Below are 19,194 nucleotides of genomic sequence, written 5' to 3'. Positions count from 1 at the left end.
ACGCTTTACCCAGTAACGCAAAAGGGGGCCGAAGCCCCCTTTCTCTTACATCATATTTTCCATCTCTTCCGCCGAGATATCAAAGTTTGAGTAGACGTTCTGGACGTCATCGCAATCCTCCATCTTGTCCATCAGCTTCAGCATGCTCTCGGCCTGCTTCCCCTCCAGGACCGCCAGAGTCTGAGGGATCATCGTGATCTCGGCGTTGACATGCTTGAAGCCCTTGGCCGCCAGCGCCTCGCGCACTTCGATAAAGGAACCCGGTTCGGTCGTAACCTCGAACTGCTCGTCCTGTTCAGCCACATCGTCGGCACCAACCTCTATGGCAGCCTCAAAGAGCTGATCGAAATCAACGGACTTGTCATAAATGATCAGCCCTTTCTTGCTGAACATCCAGGAAACGCAGCCTGCCTCACCCATATTGCCGTTGTTTTTGGAAAAGATGCTGCGCACCTCGGATACCGAACGGTTACGGTTGTCGGTCAACACCTCCACCAGTACGGCCGCCCCCCCCGGTCCATAGCCTTCGTAGATGATCTCTTCGTAGGTAACGCCTTCCATGCCGCCGGAGCCCTTCTTGATGGCCCTCTCGATATTGTCCTTGGGCATGTTCTCGGCCTTGGCCTTGTCAATCGCCGTCCTCAGGCGCGGATTGGCAACCGGATCAGCTCCGCCCAGCTTGGCAGCCACGGAAATCTCCTTGATGATCTTGGTAAAGACCTTGCCGCGCTTGGCATCAGCCGCACCCTTCTTGTGCTTGATCGTACTCCACTTATTGTGTCCAGACATCTTTCCCGCTCCTTAGAGATTAATGTAAAAAGCATTTTTTTGTTGCCGGAAAAAGCGGCAAATAGTAGCATGCTGACTACCCGCTGTCCATACTAAAAAGCCCCTGTAAAGGACAGACCAGTCATGCTCACTCATCGCAACCGGTTGCTGCTTGTTCCCATAACGTTCCTGCTGCTGATGTTAGCCGCATGCGTTACACTCCCCCCGATGCATGAATTGCCGCCCATCCTGGCGCAGGATGAACTTATCAGGACCTATACCAAGGTGGGGCGGATTCAGGTCAGCCGCGAAGTCTACGGCATCGCCGACTACCAGCTTACCCCTGATATCCGCGAATGGGGTTTCAACGCCATCAGAGAAGAAGCCGCCAAAATGGGTGCCGATGCCGTTATCCTGCCGGAGGTCACCGGACATACGACTACCTACCTGGTTATGCCGACAACTGAGTACCGCGCCACCGGAATTGCAATCAGGTTCAAATAGGGATTGACAACACGGGGGATGATTCTATATAAATACTCTTCTCAATTGTATATGGCGGCGTAGCCAAGTGGTAAGGCAGAGGTCTGCAAAACCTTTATTCAGCGGTTCAAATCCGCTCGCCGCCTCCAATAAATACAAAGGGTTAGCCTAGTACAGGGTAACCCTTTTTGCTTTTAACGTGGCCTATCGCGTGGCCTTATTTCCAATTTCGTTCGATACAGCCCCCCTATCAATTAACTCCACAAACCCGTTATAAGCGTCAAACACCTTCGTAGTCGTTTTGAAACATCCGGAATGATAAGTATCTTCTTGGCCGTATCCGGATCATAACTAGATGCGGCCACGTTGTACTTTAATATGCACCAACATCTTTCATGCGTTTCACTGGATGCAATAGGCCGCTCTTACGAAGTTTATCGCTTATGGTTTCTTCTTTGATAATCGTAATCAATGAACTTCCCCCTCATCTAAAACACACTAATTTATGTTGTTTTTAATGCTGCTTGGTGATAGTTTGCACGAAAATTGCCATGACTTCCTTCTCATAACATCCTTCCAAAGGAGTTTAGATATGCCGCGTAAATTCTCCGGTATCGCCTCCGCCTTCCGTTTACTGTCACTTGTTGGACTTATCTTGTTTTCTCATACAGTGTGTTTTGCTTCAACTTCATGCAACCCACAATCTGGAAACTCGGTAATTGGTGCCGAGTGGGTAGCCTACCAATGTTTTTCTGAAGGTTCTAACGATGCTTCAACATATTATTACCTCAGCAATTTGGTCTCATGTTCAAACGGCACAGTTGTAGTATTTGCCCCAGATACAGATACGTACACTTCGCCACCAACCATTACCAACCCGTGGAAAAGCTTTGGATACAGGGTGTTTCGCAACAAAGAAGGCTCCCATATTGTTGCAATCAGTCCGTCGTATACCGGACTGATTGATAATAAGCAAATGAGCGGTTATGCAACAGGGCAGCTACACACTGATGTATTCAAAGAAGCCTTTATAATCCCTTCGGCATCCCCCGACTGCCAGGGCGGTGACTTTAACAATGCTTGTAAGTTGCCAGCTGGTTCGTCCGTAAACCTGGTTACAGGCAGTCTCTCTCACGACCAAAGGGTATTTTCGGTAAACAGCGGCCAACCACTTGCCCTAGACATTTCACTTTACTACGGTAGCAATCCATTTGCCCCCAGTACTATCGGTAATGGTTGGAGTCGTACCTATGAAATGACGCTGCAAAGTGGCGCCGGAAGCTCCAAAGTGTTTTGGTATCATGGGGAGCGCCGCATCTACAACAATTACAACACAGCATATGTTTCACCAAAAGGTGATAATTCTACTCTGATCCATAATAGTGATGGCACCTGGACCATCACAGAACCGGACGGCTTGAAACGTAACTTTAACTCCTCTGGCACCATCACCTCTCTGATGGATAAGTACGGAAACACTCTTACCTTTGCCTACGATCCCAACAACGGCAAGCTTACCGGGGTTACCGACCCGAGCAAAAGAACCGTCAGCTTTAGCTATGACCCAACAAGCGGCAAGCTCACAACAATTAAGGACCCAAACGACAAGGATTACACTCTCGGCTACCCTAGTGGAAAGCTCGATACCTTGACGCTTCCTGGTGGCGATCATTGGGGATATACCTATAATACCTCGAACGGATTACTTGAGACCAAGACTGATCCGGGACAATTTACAACCACATATGTTTACACCGGTCAAAAGGTTACTAAAGCCACCGATAATAATCAAAAGTATCGTGATTACGTATTTGCAGCCCCGGTTTCAGCAGGTAAAATCCCCGACTATTTTCCACTACAAATGATCGTGGTTTCCAACAATAAAACGTCATACGTCCCGATAAAGAATTTTACACTTACCGACAAAGATCAGAATAACTGGCAATTTACATACGACAGTTTAAGCGAGAACATACGCAGTAAGGCCGACCCTCTTGGGAACACTACCAGCTATACCTACTATCCCAATGGACTCAGTAAATCTATAACAGCTCCGCCAGTGAACGACATCCGCTACACCACTTTCTATATCTATGATGCCATGGGTAATGTGGCCAGTGAGACAGAACCTCTGGATATAGCCGCATTAGGTATTGACCCGGACTTGGTTGGCGATCCTGCAAGCGACAGCCGCATCAATAGCAGGTTTGCTTTCAGCTACACATATGACCTAAACAACACAAATCCCGCTTTCAAGAACCTCATCACCAGAATGGACGACAAACGTGGTGCGAACATTCTAACCACCACTTACAGCTATACTGTTGATACAGATGGCTACCTGGTCACCACTGTTACCGATCCAACCAAGGCAACCACTGTCACCCGCTATTTCAGTAACGGCAAGATCAAGGACATTACCGACTCTAATCAGAAGGTGACGACCTACAGCTATTATGAAGACACTCCGGAAAACCGGACTGCGAAGGTTGTTGGATTCCTGAAATTTGTGGTCACTCCGGATGGAGTCACCACCAGCTACTTTGACCCCAGCCTTCTCAATGTCGCCTACGACGCTAACGGCAATAACATCTGGTATGCGATCCTGGACAGGGACGGTACGCAGAGAAAGATGGTTATATCAGTCTATGACAACCGGAACCGCCTGTACACCGTCACTACCCGCGTTACCGGCCAGCCGGACATCGTCACCACCTACGGTTACGATAAAAATGATAACGTCAACTCAGTCACGGATGCCGAACAGAAGCCGACAACATATCTTTTCGATTTCAACCGCCAAATAACCACTATCACTGATGCCCGTCAGAAACAAACCAGCCTGGTCTATGGTGGTACCAGCTGTCCTTCATGTGGCAACAGCGCGGACAAACTCACCAGCATCACGGATGCCAATCAGCTTTCCAAGCAACCTTCCGACCAGCGTTCCACGATCTATTCCTATGACAAGGCCGGTCGTCTGGAGTACGAAACCGACCCCATGGGCAAGAAGTACCACTACACCTATCACCCCAATGGGAAACTCTTTAAAAAATTCAAAGTGGTTGTGGACACGGATATCCTGCAAGTTACCTATGACTACAATAATCGCGGTCAGATAATCAGCAAACAATACAATGACAACAACAGTACTCCCAATTCATCATATGGCTATGACAGCAACGGCAGGATAAATGCCGCCAGCAACGCCAACATCAGCTATACCTTTAGCAACTACACTGGCGGCAGCTACAAAGGGCGGCTGAAGAGTGTTAAGGACAATACCAACACCCGGACGGTCAGCTACGACCAATATGACAAGCTGGGACAGCGACAACAGGTTACCTACAGCGGTACAACCGGTTCAAGGTCAATCTCGTACCAATACGACGAAGCCAACCGCCCCTGGATCATCACAGCCGGAACCAAAATTTTTACTTACCTCTATGACAAGCTGGGTAGACGGAATACCATTACCTATCAACCTGTCGGTATCACCGTGGAACATGAATATGACAATCTGGACCGGCTCAAAAAGATCAAGCATTCCACCAGCACAGCATCCATCACCTTTGCCAACTACTCCGGTTTTGACAAGACCGGCAACCGCAAGAGCAAGATCACACCTAACAGCACCGAAACCTACCACTACGACGAAATCTACCGTCTGACCCAGACCGATACCCCCAAAGGCTCTGAAAAGTACACTTATGATGATGTCGGCAACAGGACAGGCGGTCCCGGTCCCAAGGAATCGCTGGCTCTCGCTACCTACGCTTATGACGCAGCCAACCGCATGACCCACGGCAAACAACTTGGCTACGAGTATGACGATGCAGGCAACCAAATCACAAGAACCATCCCCAATGCTCCTAACAAGGGTTGGACGCTGACTTGGGACCTAGAGAACCGGCTGACTCAGGTGCTCATATTCAGAAAGGTCAACAACGTTATTGTGGAAAGCAGGACCGTTGACTTCAAATACGATCCTTTCGACAGAAGGATAGAGAAGAAGGTGACCACGTTTATCACCGGTAATGATCCGAAGGTCATTGGCACTTGGCAATACCTGTACGACGAGAATAACATTGCCGTTGAGTACTATACCGACAGCAGCGGCACCACAACAACCTATTACATCCACGGTCCCGGTGTCGATGAACACCTTGCCATGGATCGAGACGGCACTTATTACTTTTTCCACGCAGACGGATTGAGAAGCATCACGGCCATTTCCAACGAATCAGCGGTTCCCGTCCAGACTTACAGTTACGACAGCTTTGGAGTGCCAAAGCAGACGACACCTTTCCGCAACAGTTTTATGTACGTTGGCAAGGAATATGACCTAGAGAGTGGCCTGACGGAGATGGGAGCGAGGTATTATGATCCGAGGGAAGGAAGGTTTATATCTAAAGATCCGAGCTCCTATAACGGAGGAATAAATGTATTTTCATATGTCCAAAATGATCCGATAAACTTCATTGACCCTTATGGACTTAATCCGGTTCCATGTGCATTAGTTGGAGGTGCAATAGGTGGCCCTCCTGGTGCTGCAATAGGGGGGTTAATTGGTTTAGGAATTGGAGTTATCGGTGGTCAAGCACTGTGGAACAATATCATTAACCCTTTGCTAAACAAGAATAATGTTCCGACACCGCCAAGTAGTGATGCAAAAGCACCGGGTCCTCCTGGTCCAGCTGATGGCTATAAACCTCCAAAAGGATGGGACGGACAAACTGTTCCTAACCCCAATGGTCCTGGAAGAGGCTACCCAGATAAGGGAGGTCGAGTTTGGGTTCCAACAGGACCAGGCGCAGGGGCACATGGAGGTCCACATTGGGACGTTCAAACCCCAGGTGGTGGTTATACAAATGTTTATCCAGGAGGGAAAACTCGATGAATAATACCAAAGCAGTTGTATTAGAAGCTACAAGAGTCGTTTTCTTTTCTGCATATGATGAAGCCGCATTTTTTGAATGGCTAGATAAATTAAAATGCTCCATAAAATATGAAGGTCGTGGCGACACCATCAATATTACTGTGAACAAAGATGAAATAGACGAAACGACATTGCGAGAATTATTAGCGATGTTCCGCCGTTATGAAATTTCTATGCGGCAATTAGCTGTATTTGATTGTCAACAATTTTCAGAATGGTTTCGCAATAAGCGAGCATATTGGTACGTACCAGTATTTGAAAAGCCCTAGGGGGCAGACCCGAATAGAGCCGAACATAACTTCGTGAAGACTAGTTACCTGTACAATAATATTCGCTAGAGATGTTAAATTGACAGACTGTGCAACAATCCTGATTCAGGAGCACCATACATGAAACCACTCACCATAATGGCATTACTCTTGATGTTGACCCTCTCGATTAACGCATTTGCCTCCACAGACGGTATCTACGGTTTAAACAAGAAACTCACTCCATCCTGGGATGGCGCGGACTCCGGATTGATCGCGGACACATCCTCCGAGTATGATTATGTCTATGGCGACGATGCATCTCTGATCTATCAACTACCTCAGACATGGCCTGCATTTACCTTCTACGGTCAAACATATACCCAGATCACCATTGACACCAACGGTAACATCTGGTTCGGTTCCGCCGGTTCTGTAAACTCATTCAATCTGCCTACTACCGGGCCTGTCATCGCCGCCTGGAACAATGACCTTACGTCGTATTTCAATGGTGGTGTCTTTGTTCTGCACAAGACCGATCTGCCTCAAGGCGACCGGGTTGTCATTGAATGGCAGGCGGAATCCTATACCGATCAAGGGCTTGCCTTGCCGAACAACTTTGAAGTGGTCCTGTTCAAAAACGGTGACATCCGCATCGATTACAAGTCGTTTACAGCAGCAATCGCCAATGACTTTGGCAGCGGCATCTCCAATAATGAAAATAACCACTTTCTCTCCATTAGCAGCGCATACTTTCCTGTCTACCAACTTGCCGGGAATTCATACGGATTCACTACATCGATTTCGACATTACAAGTCAGTTTCATTGGCACAGGTGGAGGGATTGTCACTAGCAGCCCTGAGGGTATTGCGTGTAATACAAACTGTTCATCAACGTTTCCCACTGGAGAATTAATCACATTGACCCCTGCACCAGACCAATACTCCCTATTCAACGGCTGGACGTTGTCGAATGGGGTTTGCCCTGAGACAAACTGCCAGGTGACCTTGAATTCCGATACAACGGCTACCGCAACGTTCGATATTGATACGACAAAGCATATTAATGTATCCGGCACTTTTTACACATCGCTCCAGGAAGCTTACAATCATGCCTTCACCGGCGATGTCATAAATATCTGGGGGATTACTTTGAACGAAGGAGTGACCGCCTCCAGAGCAATTGATGTTACCTTGCAGGGGGGTTATGACAGTACCTACTTGAATGTTGTCGGCACGACGAAACTCATGAACCCACTTATCATCCAGCTGGGATCGGTACGGGTCAAGGACCTTGCCATCATCGGCAGTGACTCTCCCGCGCCCGCCGCACCAATGATGATGTCAACTACTGCAACCACCGGTGTTGCTGTTCCAAACACGCCCCTGACTTCCGGACCTGTTGTGATCCTAAATATGAACCAGAGCAGCAAAAAGCATGGTCATGACAAGGAAAAAGATAACGACCGTGTTCACCAAAATGAACGCCGAGAAGGCCATGGAGATGATTAATCCGTATTTACACAGCAAATCAATTTGACCATAAATATTGAATAATTCGTAAAGCATGTCAAAAGCTCATTAATCTGATAATTTCGTATATGCTTCATGTAACTTCCGCAACCGCGCTGAAGCATCCGGACGACGCACCAAGTTTTTATTGGCTGAATCAGGATCATAACTGGATGCATCTACACTGTACTTGGACACGCCTATATCCTTCAAATAAACCACCAACGTCTCAAATCGCTTGAAGAGTCGGAGCCGACCGCTCCGTGCAACAAGTGGCCGCTCCACCATGCCATACTTTATAACAACCCCCCAACCTCCCGGTTGGCCTACCACATCCGCTCCCCGAATCGCTCCGGCCTCGACGAGTCGAGCTAGGGCAATATGATCTATTGAATCAGTCTGTTTTACCATTACGTTACCTTTCAGTTCTCATTTCTATTATTGGCACATTATTAAACAGCCAACATTTACTGTTTCCGACAGTGTACTTGACATAGCACCCCTACTAAGCGGTTAAGGCAATGGGGATTCAAAGACCATTGCCTTATGGTGATACAAACCGATTACATTTATTTGAATCAAGCATGAAGCAAATTTTGTTCAATTTCGAATCAATGTTACATTGGTTTTGAATTATTTGGGGTTGCAATTCAGAACCTAATTAGCTGATTTTGAATCAAGTTTCACAGTTTATGACCTCAATATCGGGCACGGTATCTTTGGTCGTAATGCCCTCCCCTGCTGCCAGTTTAGCAAGCTCAGTATCCACGTGACTCATAGTGGCGAATGCAACTATTCTATCAGGAGTGAATCCTGTGTGTGCTGATAGCTGCAAAAGCCTGTCTACCTGCTCCTGGTTGATATGGCAGAAAACGAAGAAGGGATTTTTTGAGTTTTTATTGATAACCTTATGTATCCCATGTGACACTTTTTCGTATTTGTATTTTCCCATGTTGCAATCTCCCTGGTACGCTGATTTAAAGTTTTTGCGTTCAGTGGCCGGAACCCGTCAGGGCTGAAACTCGCCGGTTTCATGGCGTGGTTCGGGGTGAAACCTTCCAGAACGGCCCTTTAGGGGAACACCCATATTTTAAAGTTTCACTATCTCCCAAAACCGGCATATTTCCGACACTTTTTCTACTCGAATTTGAACAAAATCGAACCATTTTTAGACCAAATTTAGACCATTTTTGAATCACTTTTTACCACCCTGGATACAATACAACGGCGGGTACACAATTGACCTGGCTATTTCCATCAACCACAAATGCTCATTCACGGCCATGTCAGATTCATATAGATTTATCAATGGTTCCAGCTCAAGAGCTTCGGCCTCGATCCGTTGCAGCAGCTCACGGTACTCGCAAAGACTGATAATTTTGGCTGACATATCACTACCCTCTTAACTAATCCGGCTTATCAGATCTTAGATCAACGCCACTTGGTGCAGCTGGTGGTGGTGTGGAACTATTTTTAGATCCAAACTTTTGAGCCACTTTCCCACCAAAATCAGATCCCATATCCTTCAATTGGTCTGTTGCGCTTTGCACCCGGTTAGTTACCCCTGTCATGCGTCCAAGAGTAGGCAGAATGCCGCCCCTGTCCCCGGTAGTTGGGTTCACACCGCCTATTAATGCCTTTCCCGCCCCTGAACTGTCAATCGGCATTGAATTTTGACCCGCTATAGGCGTTCAATTTTGACCCACCCCAGCAGTAGTTTTTAGTTGTTTATCCTCGTTCTGATTCTCCAGCTTTCATTTCCGGTTTCCACTATCTCGCAGTGATGAGTGATCCTGTCCAGCAGGGCTGTCGTCATCTTTCCATCCCCGAATACCTGTGGCCATTCGCCGAACGTCAGGTTGGTTGTTATGATCAGCGATGTTCTCTCGTAAAGCTTCGAGATCAGGTGGAACAGGAGTTGGCCGCCGTTCTTGGAGAATGGCAGGTAACCCAGTTCGTCAAGGACAACCAGGTCATGCCTTGCCAGGTGTTCCGCCAGCTTGCCACCCCGGTTGTCGAGTTTCTCCTGCTCCAACTGGTTCACCAGATCCAGTACGTTGAAGAACCTGGCTTTCCTGCCATTTCTGATACTCTGCCGAGCTATGGAGATGGCAAGGTGCGTCTTGCCGGTTCCGGTACCGCCGACCATGATGATGTTGCTGTGATCGGACAGGAAGCTGCCATCATAGAGGGTTCTGACTTGCATCTCATTGACTGGTGTGGCTGCGAACTCGAACCGGTCGAGATCCTTGTCTACCGGGAACCTGGCCAGACTCATGCGGTAACGGATGCTTCTTAACTTCCTCTCCGCCATCTCCGCTTCCAGGAGGTCGCACAGTATCTTGTCCGGAGTGGCCCGACTCTTTATCCCTGCCGCCAGCACCTCATCAAGGATGGACTTCATTCCGTACAGTCCGAGCGTCCCGATGGCTTCCATCAGTCGGTCACGCAGTACCATAGGCACCTCCCGAGAGGAGGCGGTCATAGCGGTAACAGTCCACCACCGGGACCAACCTGAGCAGCGGCAACTGTGCTGACGGCTGCAGCGGTTCCGGTTGCGGCTCATCGTGTGTGCGTGACAGAATGGTGAGTATGACATCGCTGCTGACCGTCTTGTCGGCTATCGATTTGGCGCACGCTTCTGCCACGGCTTCCAAGCCATAACGACGGACGACGCTCAATATCCCCACGAACTGGCGATCTCCGTCGCTGCGTTCCGCCAGTATCTTTCTGACCTCACCCATCGATTCCGGCAGATCCCATTCCTTGAAGGGGGCACCGTTTCGCAAGGCTCCCGGTTTCTGCTCCAGTACGGCGATATAATGCCAGGGGTCGTAGATGACCTTGTCACGACTGAGGTTACGGTCGTGGACTCCAACCGTTGTGCCGTTCATTACGATGATCACCCGGCTTGCGTATGCACGTACTGAGACTGTTTTACCGACAGCCATCGCATTGACGCTGTAACGGTTGCGGTCGAAGCTGATCAGGAGCTGCGGCGACACACGCGCAACGCTTTCCTGATAACCATCAAACGGAGACGGCATACTCAGCAGACGGTTGCGCTCTTCGGCAAACACCTCGTCAATGGTTCTGGTCCTGAGCTCGGGATGCTTGAAAGTGGCGGCGTGATTGCGGCACTGGTCCAGTAGCCATTCGTTCAACTCAGCCACGTCCTTGAACCGCCTACGCTGGGCAAAGAAACGTTTCCTGACTACGCCGACCTGGTTCTCGACCTGTCCCTTCTCCCAACCTGCGGCTGGCGTACAGGCTACCGGTTCAAACAGGTAGTGGGAGGCCAGGTTCTGGAAGCGACGGTTGAACACCCGGTCTTTGCCCATCAGCACCTTGGTAACTACCGTCTTCAGGTTGTCGTAGATGCCTCGCCTGCAGACACCGCCAAAGAACTCGAAGGCCCGGACATGGGCATCCATGACCATCTCAAGAGTTTCACGGGTATAGGCGACACAGAACGGTTTGCGGCTGTGACACAGGCGGAAGTGGGCGATCTTTATCTCTACGGGGACACCACCGAGTTCGACCTTCTCGTAACTCCAGTCGAACTGGAAAGCGTCACCAGGGTCATAGGCAAGGGGTATGAAGGCCTTTACAGCAGCCGTGCCGTCTGCTTTCTTCCAGTTGCTCACATAGCGGCGGACGCTGTCATAGCCTCCTTCGTATCCTGCACGCTGTAGCTGCTCAAACAGGATCTGAGAGCTTCTGCGATGGCGAACAGGCTTGCTGTTGTCCTCAGCCAGCCATTCAGAAAGGCTGGCTTCAAAGGAGCCGAGCTTCGGACGTGGCTGTTCAGTCCTTACGTACTTCTGGTCGGTCATGCCGGTGCGGAGGATGGTTCTGACGGTGTTCCTGGCAAGGTTGAATTCGCGGGTTATCTCCCGGATGCCTTTGCCATCTCGGTAGTGGGCGTGACGGACTTTGCGGATGGTTTCCACGTTCAGCATCTCCTTTCGGTACTCCTCTCTCTGGTTGGTTCCAGAGAGTATGGAGGAAGGTGCTGAGGTGGGTCAATTTTGGACGCCGATTATCCCCCTAAGTGGGTCAATATTGCATGCCGATTCACAAATAAATCAGTATATCAGTAAATCAGCGCAAACAACTCACTCTATAAACAGGGTTATCATCGTATGATGTGCGTCTTTGAAGGTTGAATTATAAGCCCCTTGTCCGTAACGTCTTGCCGTGATTCAGGGTAGACAACCTGCACTTTTTTCAGATTCTTTAGAAATTCGGCTTTGAAATGATATGTCGCCTTATAATCAGCCCCAAACTGCCTGTGCAGACTTTCCCACGGTATCAGCGTGGATTTATACAAGTAGGTATTCCGGTATGATCGCCAGTTGTAAATATCTAGAGCCATTGAATTGTTTTTGAGTGCCTTCAACGCCCTTATATCAACTGGTACGGCGCACTCCAACAGTTCTTTATATAATCCACTTCCTAGCGTCACGGTGGATTCCCATAGTCCCGCTTGGTGTATTTCCTTAGAGTTCCACCATAGATCAGCTTCCTCTGCAATGAGCGTTTGCTTCAATGCCATACGCTCATTGCTTGAATATACCGCCGATATTCCCGCCGAAAAAAGCCGTGTTAATTGATTCCTCAAACGGGTTATATCGCCCCTCTTGCCTCCGGTGCGGTGCAGATCAAGCTCTTTCAAAAAATCGGACAGACTACCACCAAGAAAAATTTTTTGTTCCCTTGTCCTCACCACTTCACGGCCTATCCATGGCATGATAAGGCGCGGAATACCGCCATACGGTAATCCAATATCCTTTTTCATGGCTACCATTGTAAGCGTAATAAAACCGTTCTTTCGCTCAAAGTGGGTTGTTTTAGGGTCTTTCGTTGGCATGGTTGACTGTACCATTGCCCTTGCCATGTAGCCTATCATCCCAGCTTCTTTGGCAGTTTCTTCTTCGATGGCTACAGCATCGGCCAACAGGTTTATGACTGATTTTTTTATAGAAATACATTGGTTCTGACTCACGGCTGACACCGTGAACAATGTCTGAACATCTTGCCCTCCTTGAATGGAGGACGGGCTGGTAGCAAGGAACTCACACGATTGCAGTCGCAATGAGTTAATGGTAGGATGTTCCTAGGGTTCCAACCCAGGAACGGTCGTTTGCAGACGCCCGTCCGTCCGGCCCCTCAGGTATAACTAGTTCACGCTAGTTTACCTGGGGGGTTGTTTCTTTCTGCTTCTGATTCTCCATCCAGCCGTACAATGTGCTGGCCCATAAACCCGAAGCACACCTACTTCCGCTGCCTTGTACAAGCTTTTGTAACTTTGGAAAACCTGCATTTTGATGACAGAATCGATACAACGTAGCTCTGGAAATCCCGAGTATTTGTAAAACAGTGGGTATCCGCAGGAACCTATCACCTTGCTGTTCGAGCATATCTATTTCCCCCTTTTAATATTTGTCTTATGGAGTTTAATCTGATCCATATATGTTCTTTAGTACGTTATACTGTGTCAGATGTCAACATATTTATCAATTATTTCAGCTAGTTAGGTTATGTTGACAGGAAGTTAAATGTAGTGTAAATGCAGTGAAGGGATGTTGACACTTAAATTGAATGTAGTGTAAATCAAATTGCGATATAAACTTAATGAAGTGTAAATTAAATTACTAGTCAGTTCACAACTACAAAAAATGGGCCGGAAAAATCCGGCCCATAATTGTTTAGAATGAAATTGTAAGATTCGCTCGCCTATTTATGAAACTTGCTTCACCTACTCTTAAAGTGACTCTTGTTTATTTTTTAAAACACGGGCCAGGGCATCGTAAGGGATATTAAAATGCTCTACGAGGCCTCTTCGATGTTCCTCAAGCCGACTAACCTCAGCGTCACAGTCAAAGGTTTTGCCCTGAAGAGCGCGGATTTCCTCCATAACAATTACATGAGAGGCGACAACCTGAGAACGCACTATATTTAAAAGTACGTTCAGGTCATCTCGAAACCATTCATCAATTGGTTTATTTTCCATACTAAGCCTCCGGTTGATTGGTTCGACTAAACTTCTACTTCTCCAACATAAGACAGATGGTGGGAACGGTTACAAATAGAACACCAAAAATGGCGCGTACTCGAAGATCAACAGTCGATAACTTGGCAGCGAAACCAGTGTTATTTCGCGCCGGCATCGAAAGGTAGCCGAGATACCAAATTATGAAATTGAGCGTGATTACTATGGTAAATAGGAAGCCGAAACCAACCCCATTTGCCCATGCCTGCCACCGGTCGAGATTTGCTGTAGCGAAAGCATTTGCCCATTGCCCAAACAGTATGCCGAAGGTGAGAGCGCCAATGGCATACGTATTAACCAAAACATTATTGGCTGCCAATGCAAGCCACTTCGAGTGTGGCACAAGAATAAACAGGCCAAAGAGAGCTATTCCGACGGCGCCAACTACATTCCAAAGGTGTGGGCCAATACCTTCAGAGATAGCAGCATTAAGATACTTCACACTTGTATATTGACCACGCCAGTTCGTAAAAGTAACGGCAAGAACGGCAGGTAATGTCCACGCCATAAAAATCACAGCTGCATTGCGAACTCCTGGCAATGGAGAAAAATCACTACAGTCGAATTTCGAGAACTGGGTCCGGATATAGGTTTTCAATGTGGGTGATTGCATGATTATATCAGACTCCATTTATAAGTTTCTCTATATGCTCCGTCCACCTCATAAGCCATACTCTTTTCTCTTTTTCATATTTATATCGATTATATGTTCGTATTACCCCTCTTTTTTTATGATTCTGAATTTCATCAATAATCTCGTCAGAACAACCAATTGATGCCAAACATGTAGCAGCTGTTCTGCGCAGATCGTGAGGAGTCCATCGCTCAAGTCCAAAGAATGGTGGATTACTGTTGTGAGTCACATGGTGACTCAATGAATTTACCAATACAGGACCTTCAGCCCCCCTTGATGCCTTAAATATGTGCTCATCAAACGATGGCATGAGAGACACGGCAAGAGGGGTTAAATATACTCGATTTTCTCTGCCGTTTTTAGATCGATTGGCGGGAATCGTCCACCAGCCGCACCGTTTACAGGTTAGACAAAGAGCTTTGCCCTCCCCCACAGAAAATTCACTGATATGCATTCCTGCCACTTCTCCGGGCCGTTGGGCAGTTACCAAGACAAACAAAATAGCGCGAGGTATTATATCAGATCCGCTTTTAGTTATAAGTGAGTGCCAAACGTGTTTAATTTCATCATCAGATAGTGCTCTCTCCCTCGAATTTGGAGATGCTTGTGGTACGGCCAGGCCAACGCCACTAAAGGGATTGTACTCGATCATTTCACGGTGAACTGCATAGGTAAACATTGCTCTTGCAGCAAGCAACACATTACGCGCTGCCCCCGGCTTTTTTTCCGCAATGCTTTCGATCAACAATATGGCGTCACGACGGCAAATGCCACTAACATCACGGTCGCCCCATACGGGTATTAAATGCTTTTCTAGCCGGTTGTCTTGATGCATAACAGAGCGTGCAACTAGATGAGTTTTAATGTGTTCAATGTATGATGTTTTTAACTTTGAAACCGTCAATATTTCAGGTTCTGGTGGAAGTCGCGGAGGTGGGGCTTTAGGATCAATATTTTTTTTGACATTTGAAATTGCGTCTGAATATGCTTGGCGTGCATCTGATAAAGAAATATCTGGATAAATTCCAAGATTGAGGAACTTCCGCTTTCCATCAAAATGATACATATAGAAAAACGTTATCACTCCTGTTTTTCGCACGCGAATACCAAAACCATGACCTTCACGTAGATCATACTCCTTGAGATCATACTCCTTGTTTAGCAATTTTTTCTTGATTTCTGCTTTTAATGCTTTAAGGTACAAATCCGATAATTTGCCCTTGAATTCTGGCATGTTGCCCCCAAGTAACTGACGTGGCTTATACGTGGCCTCATATGAATAAGATTTATTGAGACGACCGATAATACGCCATGATACACAAAGAGACAATCAAGATTAATTGAAGCACAATTATCTAAGTTATGTTAATATGTTACGCAAGCTTTACGAGACACGACGAAACAATGTGAGATTTATAGAGAAGCGCCGTTCGGAAGGCATTTAGGTCTGCAAAACCTTTATTCAGCGGTTCAAATCCGCTCGCCGCCTCCAAACAACCACCTATATTTGTTAGGTTTATTGAAAAGGTCATGCTTCACAGCATGGCCTTTTCTATTTACTTGACGTGACTTTTGACGGGACTTTGTTTAAGACACTCTACCTAGCCGTACCGGCTTTAGTATAACGCCTAGCGGCATTATCAATTACCACTTGGCTACACCTCGCCGCCTGTATATTGGCTTGCCAGTAAGGTTAAGGCTTCGTACCACCGCAAACCTACAACCTTGACTTACTGGACGACGGGCTTGTTAGCCCCGATGGGGTGATTTAACGAGGAGGCCAAAGCGTGGCATCTGTGGTGGTATCACCAGTAGTATAGTAATGAGTGTAAAGATTCGCACCTTCCATGCCAATATCCGCCAATCCACAGCTTCGCAGTGGTTCCGCTTTTCTGGTAACGATTATGAAGCCAATCGTCACCATCAAACCGGCTCATCAAAACCAACCCACCTTATCAGCTACGAATCAAGCCGTACTCACCATGGGCAACAAGATCGCTGGGGTGGTCATTACCTTTAACGATATGACCGCTGACACATCGATCGAAGCTAAATGCGGGCGTCGGTTGAAAAACCCAAAGAGTAGATTATTATAACGATGAGGGAATAACGCATGGACAACGAGGCAACATCCGATACGGCATTAAAAAAACTGCGCAGGAAAGCCGAGACCAAGCTGGTCTCACAACCTGCTAGCGAGGAACCGTTCGCCGAAGAGATGGATGCCAGGAGACTGCTGCACGAACTGCAGGTTCGCCAAGTGGAACTGGAGATGCAGAACGAAGAGTTGCAGCAGACCCATTCCGACTTGAAACAGCAATTGATAACCTCTGAAAAACTTATTGAGGAATTGAAAGTTGCCAAAGAGCAGGCCGAAACAGCCAGCCTTGCCAACATTGCCAAGAGCCGCTTCCTCGCCAACATGAGCCACGAGATCCGCACCCCCATGAACGGGGTTATCATCATGGCCAAACTTCTTGAAGAGACCGGATTGACTCAGGAACAGCAGCGGTATGTAGGGCTTCTGAAGGATTCAGGCAATAACCTGGTGAATTTAATCAATGACATCCTGGATATCTCCCGGATCGAGTCATCCGGAATTAAGCTGGAGATACGGGCATTTGATCTACAGGCAGAGATTGACTCTGCCATGGCCATCCTGGCACTCTGTGCCAAAGACAAGGGGCTATTGTTAGACACACAGATAGAACCGGATGTGCCGCGACTCCTGAAGGGTGACGCCTTCCGTTTGTGCCAGATCATCAATAACCTGGTCAATAATGCCATAAAGTTTACCGAAAATGGTTCCGTCTGCCTGCGGATCAGTAAGGTTGCGGAACAGGAACACCAGGCGAACCTGCGCTTCACCGTGCGTGACCAGGGTATCGGAATAGCAGATAACCAGCTTAAAAAAATATTTGAGCCATTCAGCCAGGCGGATAACAGTGCTACCCGCCGTTTCGGCGGCTCCGGATTGGGTCTCGCGATCTCCCGGAAGCTTGTTGAACTGATGGGCGGCGCTATCCGGGTAGAAAGCGTGGAGGGCCAGGGGAGTACCTTCTGGTTTGAGGTGACATTGGCTAAGCAGGAAAAGAAAACAGGAGCCCCCCCGGTAAAGAGATCCGACGGGGGGTTGCATCTACCTCTCACACCAACCGGGAGAAACATCCGCATACTGCTGGTTGAAGATGATTTGGCTAATCAGGTCGGGTTAAAGACGATCCTGGAAAGGTCCGGATACAGGGTGGATCTGGCCAACAATGGCCGGGAAGCCGTCGATATGCTGGAAAAGGTAGAATACACCCTGGTACTTATGGACTGCTCGATGCCGATAATGGACGGTTATACGGCTACGACAGTTATTCGCGATCAGACATCAAAAGTTTTAAACCACGAAACACCGGTAATCGGGCTCACAGCCTATACCATGCCGGAAGACCGTGACAAATGCCTTGCCGTCGGAATGAACGATTATCAGAGTAAACCGATCATTTTTTCGGAATTAGTATCGATCATTGAGAAGTGGGCCAGCTTGGCTAGCAAAAATTAACCCACAGCAGTATTCGAAACCTGCTGCAGTCACACCCGCACGTATATTCTCTTATTTTTACTTCGTAGTACTGCAGCAATTTTGCTCCAGTTCAAAGCTGTTGGCGATACACCTCTCCCATTTACATTTCAGCTACCTGAGGGAGCCCCTCAGGGTAATTCTCTCCCACAGCTTCCTGAGGCTGCCACAAAATACTGCGGAATAATCAACCACTCCATTCAACACAACATTCTCTTCTCAGCACCCAATATGCCGTTATTACAGGACGAATCAAGACCTGCCTTGGCTCAAATGTTTTTGGCAGGCTACTTGCGTTACCCTACTTGCTTGTAAAAACCCGAATTAATTAATGGCATGGAAAGGAGACAAACATGGAGCTTTATTCGGAAGGTACAACTACCCATCTGCAGGGAGACATGACCCACGCGGGAGTTACCCTCAATATCATCAATTCGCTGGCCGAGGCATTACATCTGGCAACCGTTGCCGGAGAGAAAAAAATCCAGGTCATTTGCGACAAGATTAAATCCGCTGACATCAGCGGGCTGCAGCTCCTTTCCGTATGGATGCAATGTGCGCGGTTCAGGGGTGTGGAACCGGAGTTAGTCAATCTGCCGGACAAACTGAAAAAGGATATGCTGGAGTTGGGGATGGGCCATTGTAACGATTCGCAACACCGGTATCTATGGGCAATACAAAAAGGATAATGTTATGACGTACGATGGAATCAATGGCAGAGCCGTAGCGCTTCCAGTAATTACACCTGCGGTGGTGATCATGCCGATACAAGAGGACAGGTCATCACTTCTGCCAAAAATAGATTTTGTACATATAACCAGCGCTGCGCGTGCACGATCCATGAAACTTGAAGGGTTGAATGTCGCACAGATTGCTCTGGCAATGGGATTGAACACGAATGCGATCTGGGCGTTTCTGCAAAAGCCGCCCATGGAATCAGCAACGTTCCCGGTCAGCGAAGTACCGTCACAATAGTTTTAGTAAGTT

At 47.7% G+C, this 19,194-nt stretch carries 18 protein-coding genes and 1 tRNA gene; 9 read left to right on the top strand and 10 right to left on the bottom strand.

Features of this window, described 5'->3' with window-relative positions:
• Positions 1-45: 45 nt before the first annotated feature.
• Entirely contained in the window at positions 46-789 is a 744-nt protein-coding gene (locus ACOCF6_RS17220) for a YebC/PmpR family DNA-binding transcriptional regulator (RefSeq protein WP_482461559.1), read from the bottom strand.
• 123 nt (positions 790-912) lie between these two features.
• Between ACOCF6_RS17220 and ACOCF6_RS17215 the strand changes: the two genes are divergently transcribed.
• The 5 genes from ACOCF6_RS17215 to ACOCF6_RS17195 all read left to right on the top strand — a co-directional run bounded on the left by ACOCF6_RS17215 (position 913) and on the right by ACOCF6_RS17195 (position 7,950).
• Positions 913-1,272: a hypothetical protein gene (locus ACOCF6_RS17215; protein ID WP_482461558.1), complete on the top strand. Its 360-nt coding sequence runs from the start codon at positions 913-915 to the stop codon at positions 1,270-1,272.
• A gap of 53 nt (positions 1,273-1,325) precedes the next feature.
• Positions 1,326-1,400, top strand: a tRNA-Cys gene (locus tag ACOCF6_RS17210).
• Between the two features lie 443 nt (positions 1,401-1,843).
• The gene (locus ACOCF6_RS17205; RefSeq protein WP_482461557.1) at positions 1,844-6,151 is read left to right on the top strand and encodes an RHS repeat-associated core domain-containing protein; all 4,308 of its coding nucleotides are present in this window, start codon (positions 1,844-1,846) and stop codon (positions 6,149-6,151) included.
• Positions 6,148-6,459, top strand: a complete 312-nt coding sequence (locus tag ACOCF6_RS17200) for a hypothetical protein (protein ID WP_482461556.1) — start codon at positions 6,148-6,150, stop codon at positions 6,457-6,459. The genes ACOCF6_RS17205 and ACOCF6_RS17200 overlap by 4 nt, the downstream gene beginning before the upstream one ends.
• A gap of 120 nt (positions 6,460-6,579) precedes the next feature.
• Positions 6,580-7,950 carry an InlB B-repeat-containing protein gene (locus ACOCF6_RS17195; RefSeq protein WP_482461555.1) on the top strand — a complete coding sequence of 457 codons (1,371 nt, stop codon included), beginning with the start codon at positions 6,580-6,582 and terminating at the stop codon, positions 7,948-7,950.
• A gap of 676 nt (positions 7,951-8,626) precedes the next feature.
• On the opposite strand, the gene ACOCF6_RS17190 is transcribed toward ACOCF6_RS17195, so the two are convergent.
• From ACOCF6_RS17190 to ACOCF6_RS17150, 9 genes are all read right to left on the bottom strand, one after another.
• A complete protein-coding gene (locus ACOCF6_RS17190) occupies positions 8,627-8,902 on the bottom strand; it encodes a hypothetical protein (protein WP_482461554.1) in 276 nt (91 codons plus the stop codon).
• 243 nt (positions 8,903-9,145) lie between these two features.
• A complete protein-coding gene (locus ACOCF6_RS17185; protein WP_482461553.1) occupies positions 9,146-9,340 on the bottom strand; it encodes a hypothetical protein in 195 nt (64 codons plus the stop codon).
• Between the two features lie 330 nt (positions 9,341-9,670).
• Complete coding sequence (gene istB, locus ACOCF6_RS17180; RefSeq protein WP_482458893.1) at positions 9,671-10,408, bottom strand: IS21-like element helper ATPase IstB; 738 nt, start codon at positions 10,406-10,408, stop codon at positions 9,671-9,673.
• Positions 10,395-11,912 (bottom strand): IS21 family transposase, encoded by a 1,518-nt coding sequence (gene istA, locus ACOCF6_RS17175; protein ID WP_482458892.1) that lies wholly within the window; start codon positions 11,910-11,912, stop codon positions 10,395-10,397. The genes istB and istA overlap by 14 nt, the downstream gene beginning before the upstream one ends.
• 176 nt (positions 11,913-12,088) lie before the next feature.
• Positions 12,089-12,958 carry a replication protein RepA gene (locus ACOCF6_RS17170; RefSeq protein WP_482461552.1) on the bottom strand — a complete coding sequence of 290 codons (870 nt, stop codon included), beginning with the start codon at positions 12,956-12,958 and terminating at the stop codon, positions 12,089-12,091.
• A 184-nt stretch (positions 12,959-13,142) separates the two neighbouring features.
• Positions 13,143-13,373 (bottom strand): helix-turn-helix transcriptional regulator, encoded by a 231-nt coding sequence (locus ACOCF6_RS17165; RefSeq protein ID WP_482461551.1) that lies wholly within the window; start codon positions 13,371-13,373, stop codon positions 13,143-13,145.
• Between the two features lie 344 nt (positions 13,374-13,717).
• Positions 13,718-13,966 (bottom strand): hypothetical protein, encoded by a 249-nt coding sequence (locus tag ACOCF6_RS17160; protein WP_482461550.1) that lies wholly within the window; start codon positions 13,964-13,966, stop codon positions 13,718-13,720.
• 34 nt (positions 13,967-14,000) lie between these two features.
• On the bottom strand, positions 14,001-14,618 hold the full coding sequence (locus tag ACOCF6_RS17155; RefSeq protein WP_482461549.1) for a hypothetical protein: 618 nt from the start codon (positions 14,616-14,618) through the stop codon (positions 14,001-14,003).
• 7 nt (positions 14,619-14,625) lie between these two features.
• The gene (locus tag ACOCF6_RS17150; protein ID WP_482461548.1) at positions 14,626-15,873 is read right to left on the bottom strand and encodes a tyrosine-type recombinase/integrase; all 1,248 of its coding nucleotides are present in this window, start codon (positions 15,871-15,873) and stop codon (positions 14,626-14,628) included.
• Between the two features lie 588 nt (positions 15,874-16,461).
• Here ACOCF6_RS17150 and ACOCF6_RS17145 point away from each other — a divergent pair.
• From ACOCF6_RS17145 to ACOCF6_RS17130, 4 genes are all read left to right on the top strand, one after another.
• Positions 16,462-16,659 carry a hypothetical protein gene (locus ACOCF6_RS17145; protein WP_482461547.1) on the top strand — a complete coding sequence of 66 codons (198 nt, stop codon included), beginning with the start codon at positions 16,462-16,464 and terminating at the stop codon, positions 16,657-16,659.
• Positions 16,660-16,752: 93 nt separating this feature from the next.
• On the top strand, positions 16,753-18,189 hold the full coding sequence (locus tag ACOCF6_RS17140) for an ATP-binding protein (RefSeq protein ID WP_482461546.1): 1,437 nt from the start codon (positions 16,753-16,755) through the stop codon (positions 18,187-18,189).
• Positions 18,190-18,560: 371 nt separating this feature from the next.
• A complete protein-coding gene (locus tag ACOCF6_RS17135; protein ID WP_482461545.1) occupies positions 18,561-18,896 on the top strand; it encodes a hypothetical protein in 336 nt (111 codons plus the stop codon).
• A gap of 4 nt (positions 18,897-18,900) precedes the next feature.
• Positions 18,901-19,182 (top strand): hypothetical protein, encoded by a 282-nt coding sequence (locus ACOCF6_RS17130; RefSeq protein WP_482461544.1) that lies wholly within the window; start codon positions 18,901-18,903, stop codon positions 19,180-19,182.
• Positions 19,183-19,194: the final 12 nt, after the last annotated feature.

The sequence above is a fragment of the Geobacter psychrophilus genome (genome assembly GCF_056821595.1).
The sequence above is the reverse complement of the archived record's forward strand: the minus strand, read 5'-3'. Positions and strand labels throughout refer to the sequence as shown.

Coding starts and splice junctions, on each gene's coding strand:
- ACOCF6_RS17160 (WP_482461550.1), bottom strand. CDS start 13,966: ATGGAAAATAAACCAATTGATGAATGGTTTCGAGATGACCTGAACGTA.
- ACOCF6_RS17130 (WP_482461544.1), top strand. CDS start 18,901: ATGACGTACGATGGAATCAATGGCAGAGCCGTAGCGCTTCCAGTAATT.
- ACOCF6_RS17145 (WP_482461547.1), top strand. CDS start 16,462: ATGAGTGTAAAGATTCGCACCTTCCATGCCAATATCCGCCAATCCACA.
- ACOCF6_RS17135 (WP_482461545.1), top strand. CDS start 18,561: ATGGAGCTTTATTCGGAAGGTACAACTACCCATCTGCAGGGAGACATG.
- ACOCF6_RS17200 (WP_482461556.1), top strand. CDS start 6,148: ATGAATAATACCAAAGCAGTTGTATTAGAAGCTACAAGAGTCGTTTTC.
- ACOCF6_RS17150 (WP_482461548.1), bottom strand. CDS start 15,873: ATGCCAGAATTCAAGGGCAAATTATCGGATTTGTACCTTAAAGCATTA.
- ACOCF6_RS17190 (WP_482461554.1), bottom strand. CDS start 8,902: ATGGGAAAATACAAATACGAAAAAGTGTCACATGGGATACATAAGGTT.
- ACOCF6_RS17215 (WP_482461558.1), top strand. CDS start 913: ATGCTCACTCATCGCAACCGGTTGCTGCTTGTTCCCATAACGTTCCTG.
- ACOCF6_RS17195 (WP_482461555.1), top strand. CDS start 6,580: ATGAAACCACTCACCATAATGGCATTACTCTTGATGTTGACCCTCTCG.
- istB (WP_482458893.1), bottom strand. CDS start 10,408: ATGGTACTGCGTGACCGACTGATGGAAGCCATCGGGACGCTCGGACTG.
- ACOCF6_RS17205 (WP_482461557.1), top strand. CDS start 1,844: ATGCCGCGTAAATTCTCCGGTATCGCCTCCGCCTTCCGTTTACTGTCA.
- ACOCF6_RS17140 (WP_482461546.1), top strand. CDS start 16,753: ATGGACAACGAGGCAACATCCGATACGGCATTAAAAAAACTGCGCAGG.
- ACOCF6_RS17220 (WP_482461559.1), bottom strand. CDS start 789: ATGTCTGGACACAATAAGTGGAGTACGATCAAGCACAAGAAGGGTGCG.
- ACOCF6_RS17155 (WP_482461549.1), bottom strand. CDS start 14,618: ATGCAATCACCCACATTGAAAACCTATATCCGGACCCAGTTCTCGAAA.
- istA (WP_482458892.1), bottom strand. CDS start 11,912: ATGCTGAACGTGGAAACCATCCGCAAAGTCCGTCACGCCCACTACCGA.
- ACOCF6_RS17185 (WP_482461553.1), bottom strand. CDS start 9,340: ATGTCAGCCAAAATTATCAGTCTTTGCGAGTACCGTGAGCTGCTGCAA.
- ACOCF6_RS17165 (WP_482461551.1), bottom strand. CDS start 13,373: ATGCTCGAACAGCAAGGTGATAGGTTCCTGCGGATACCCACTGTTTTA.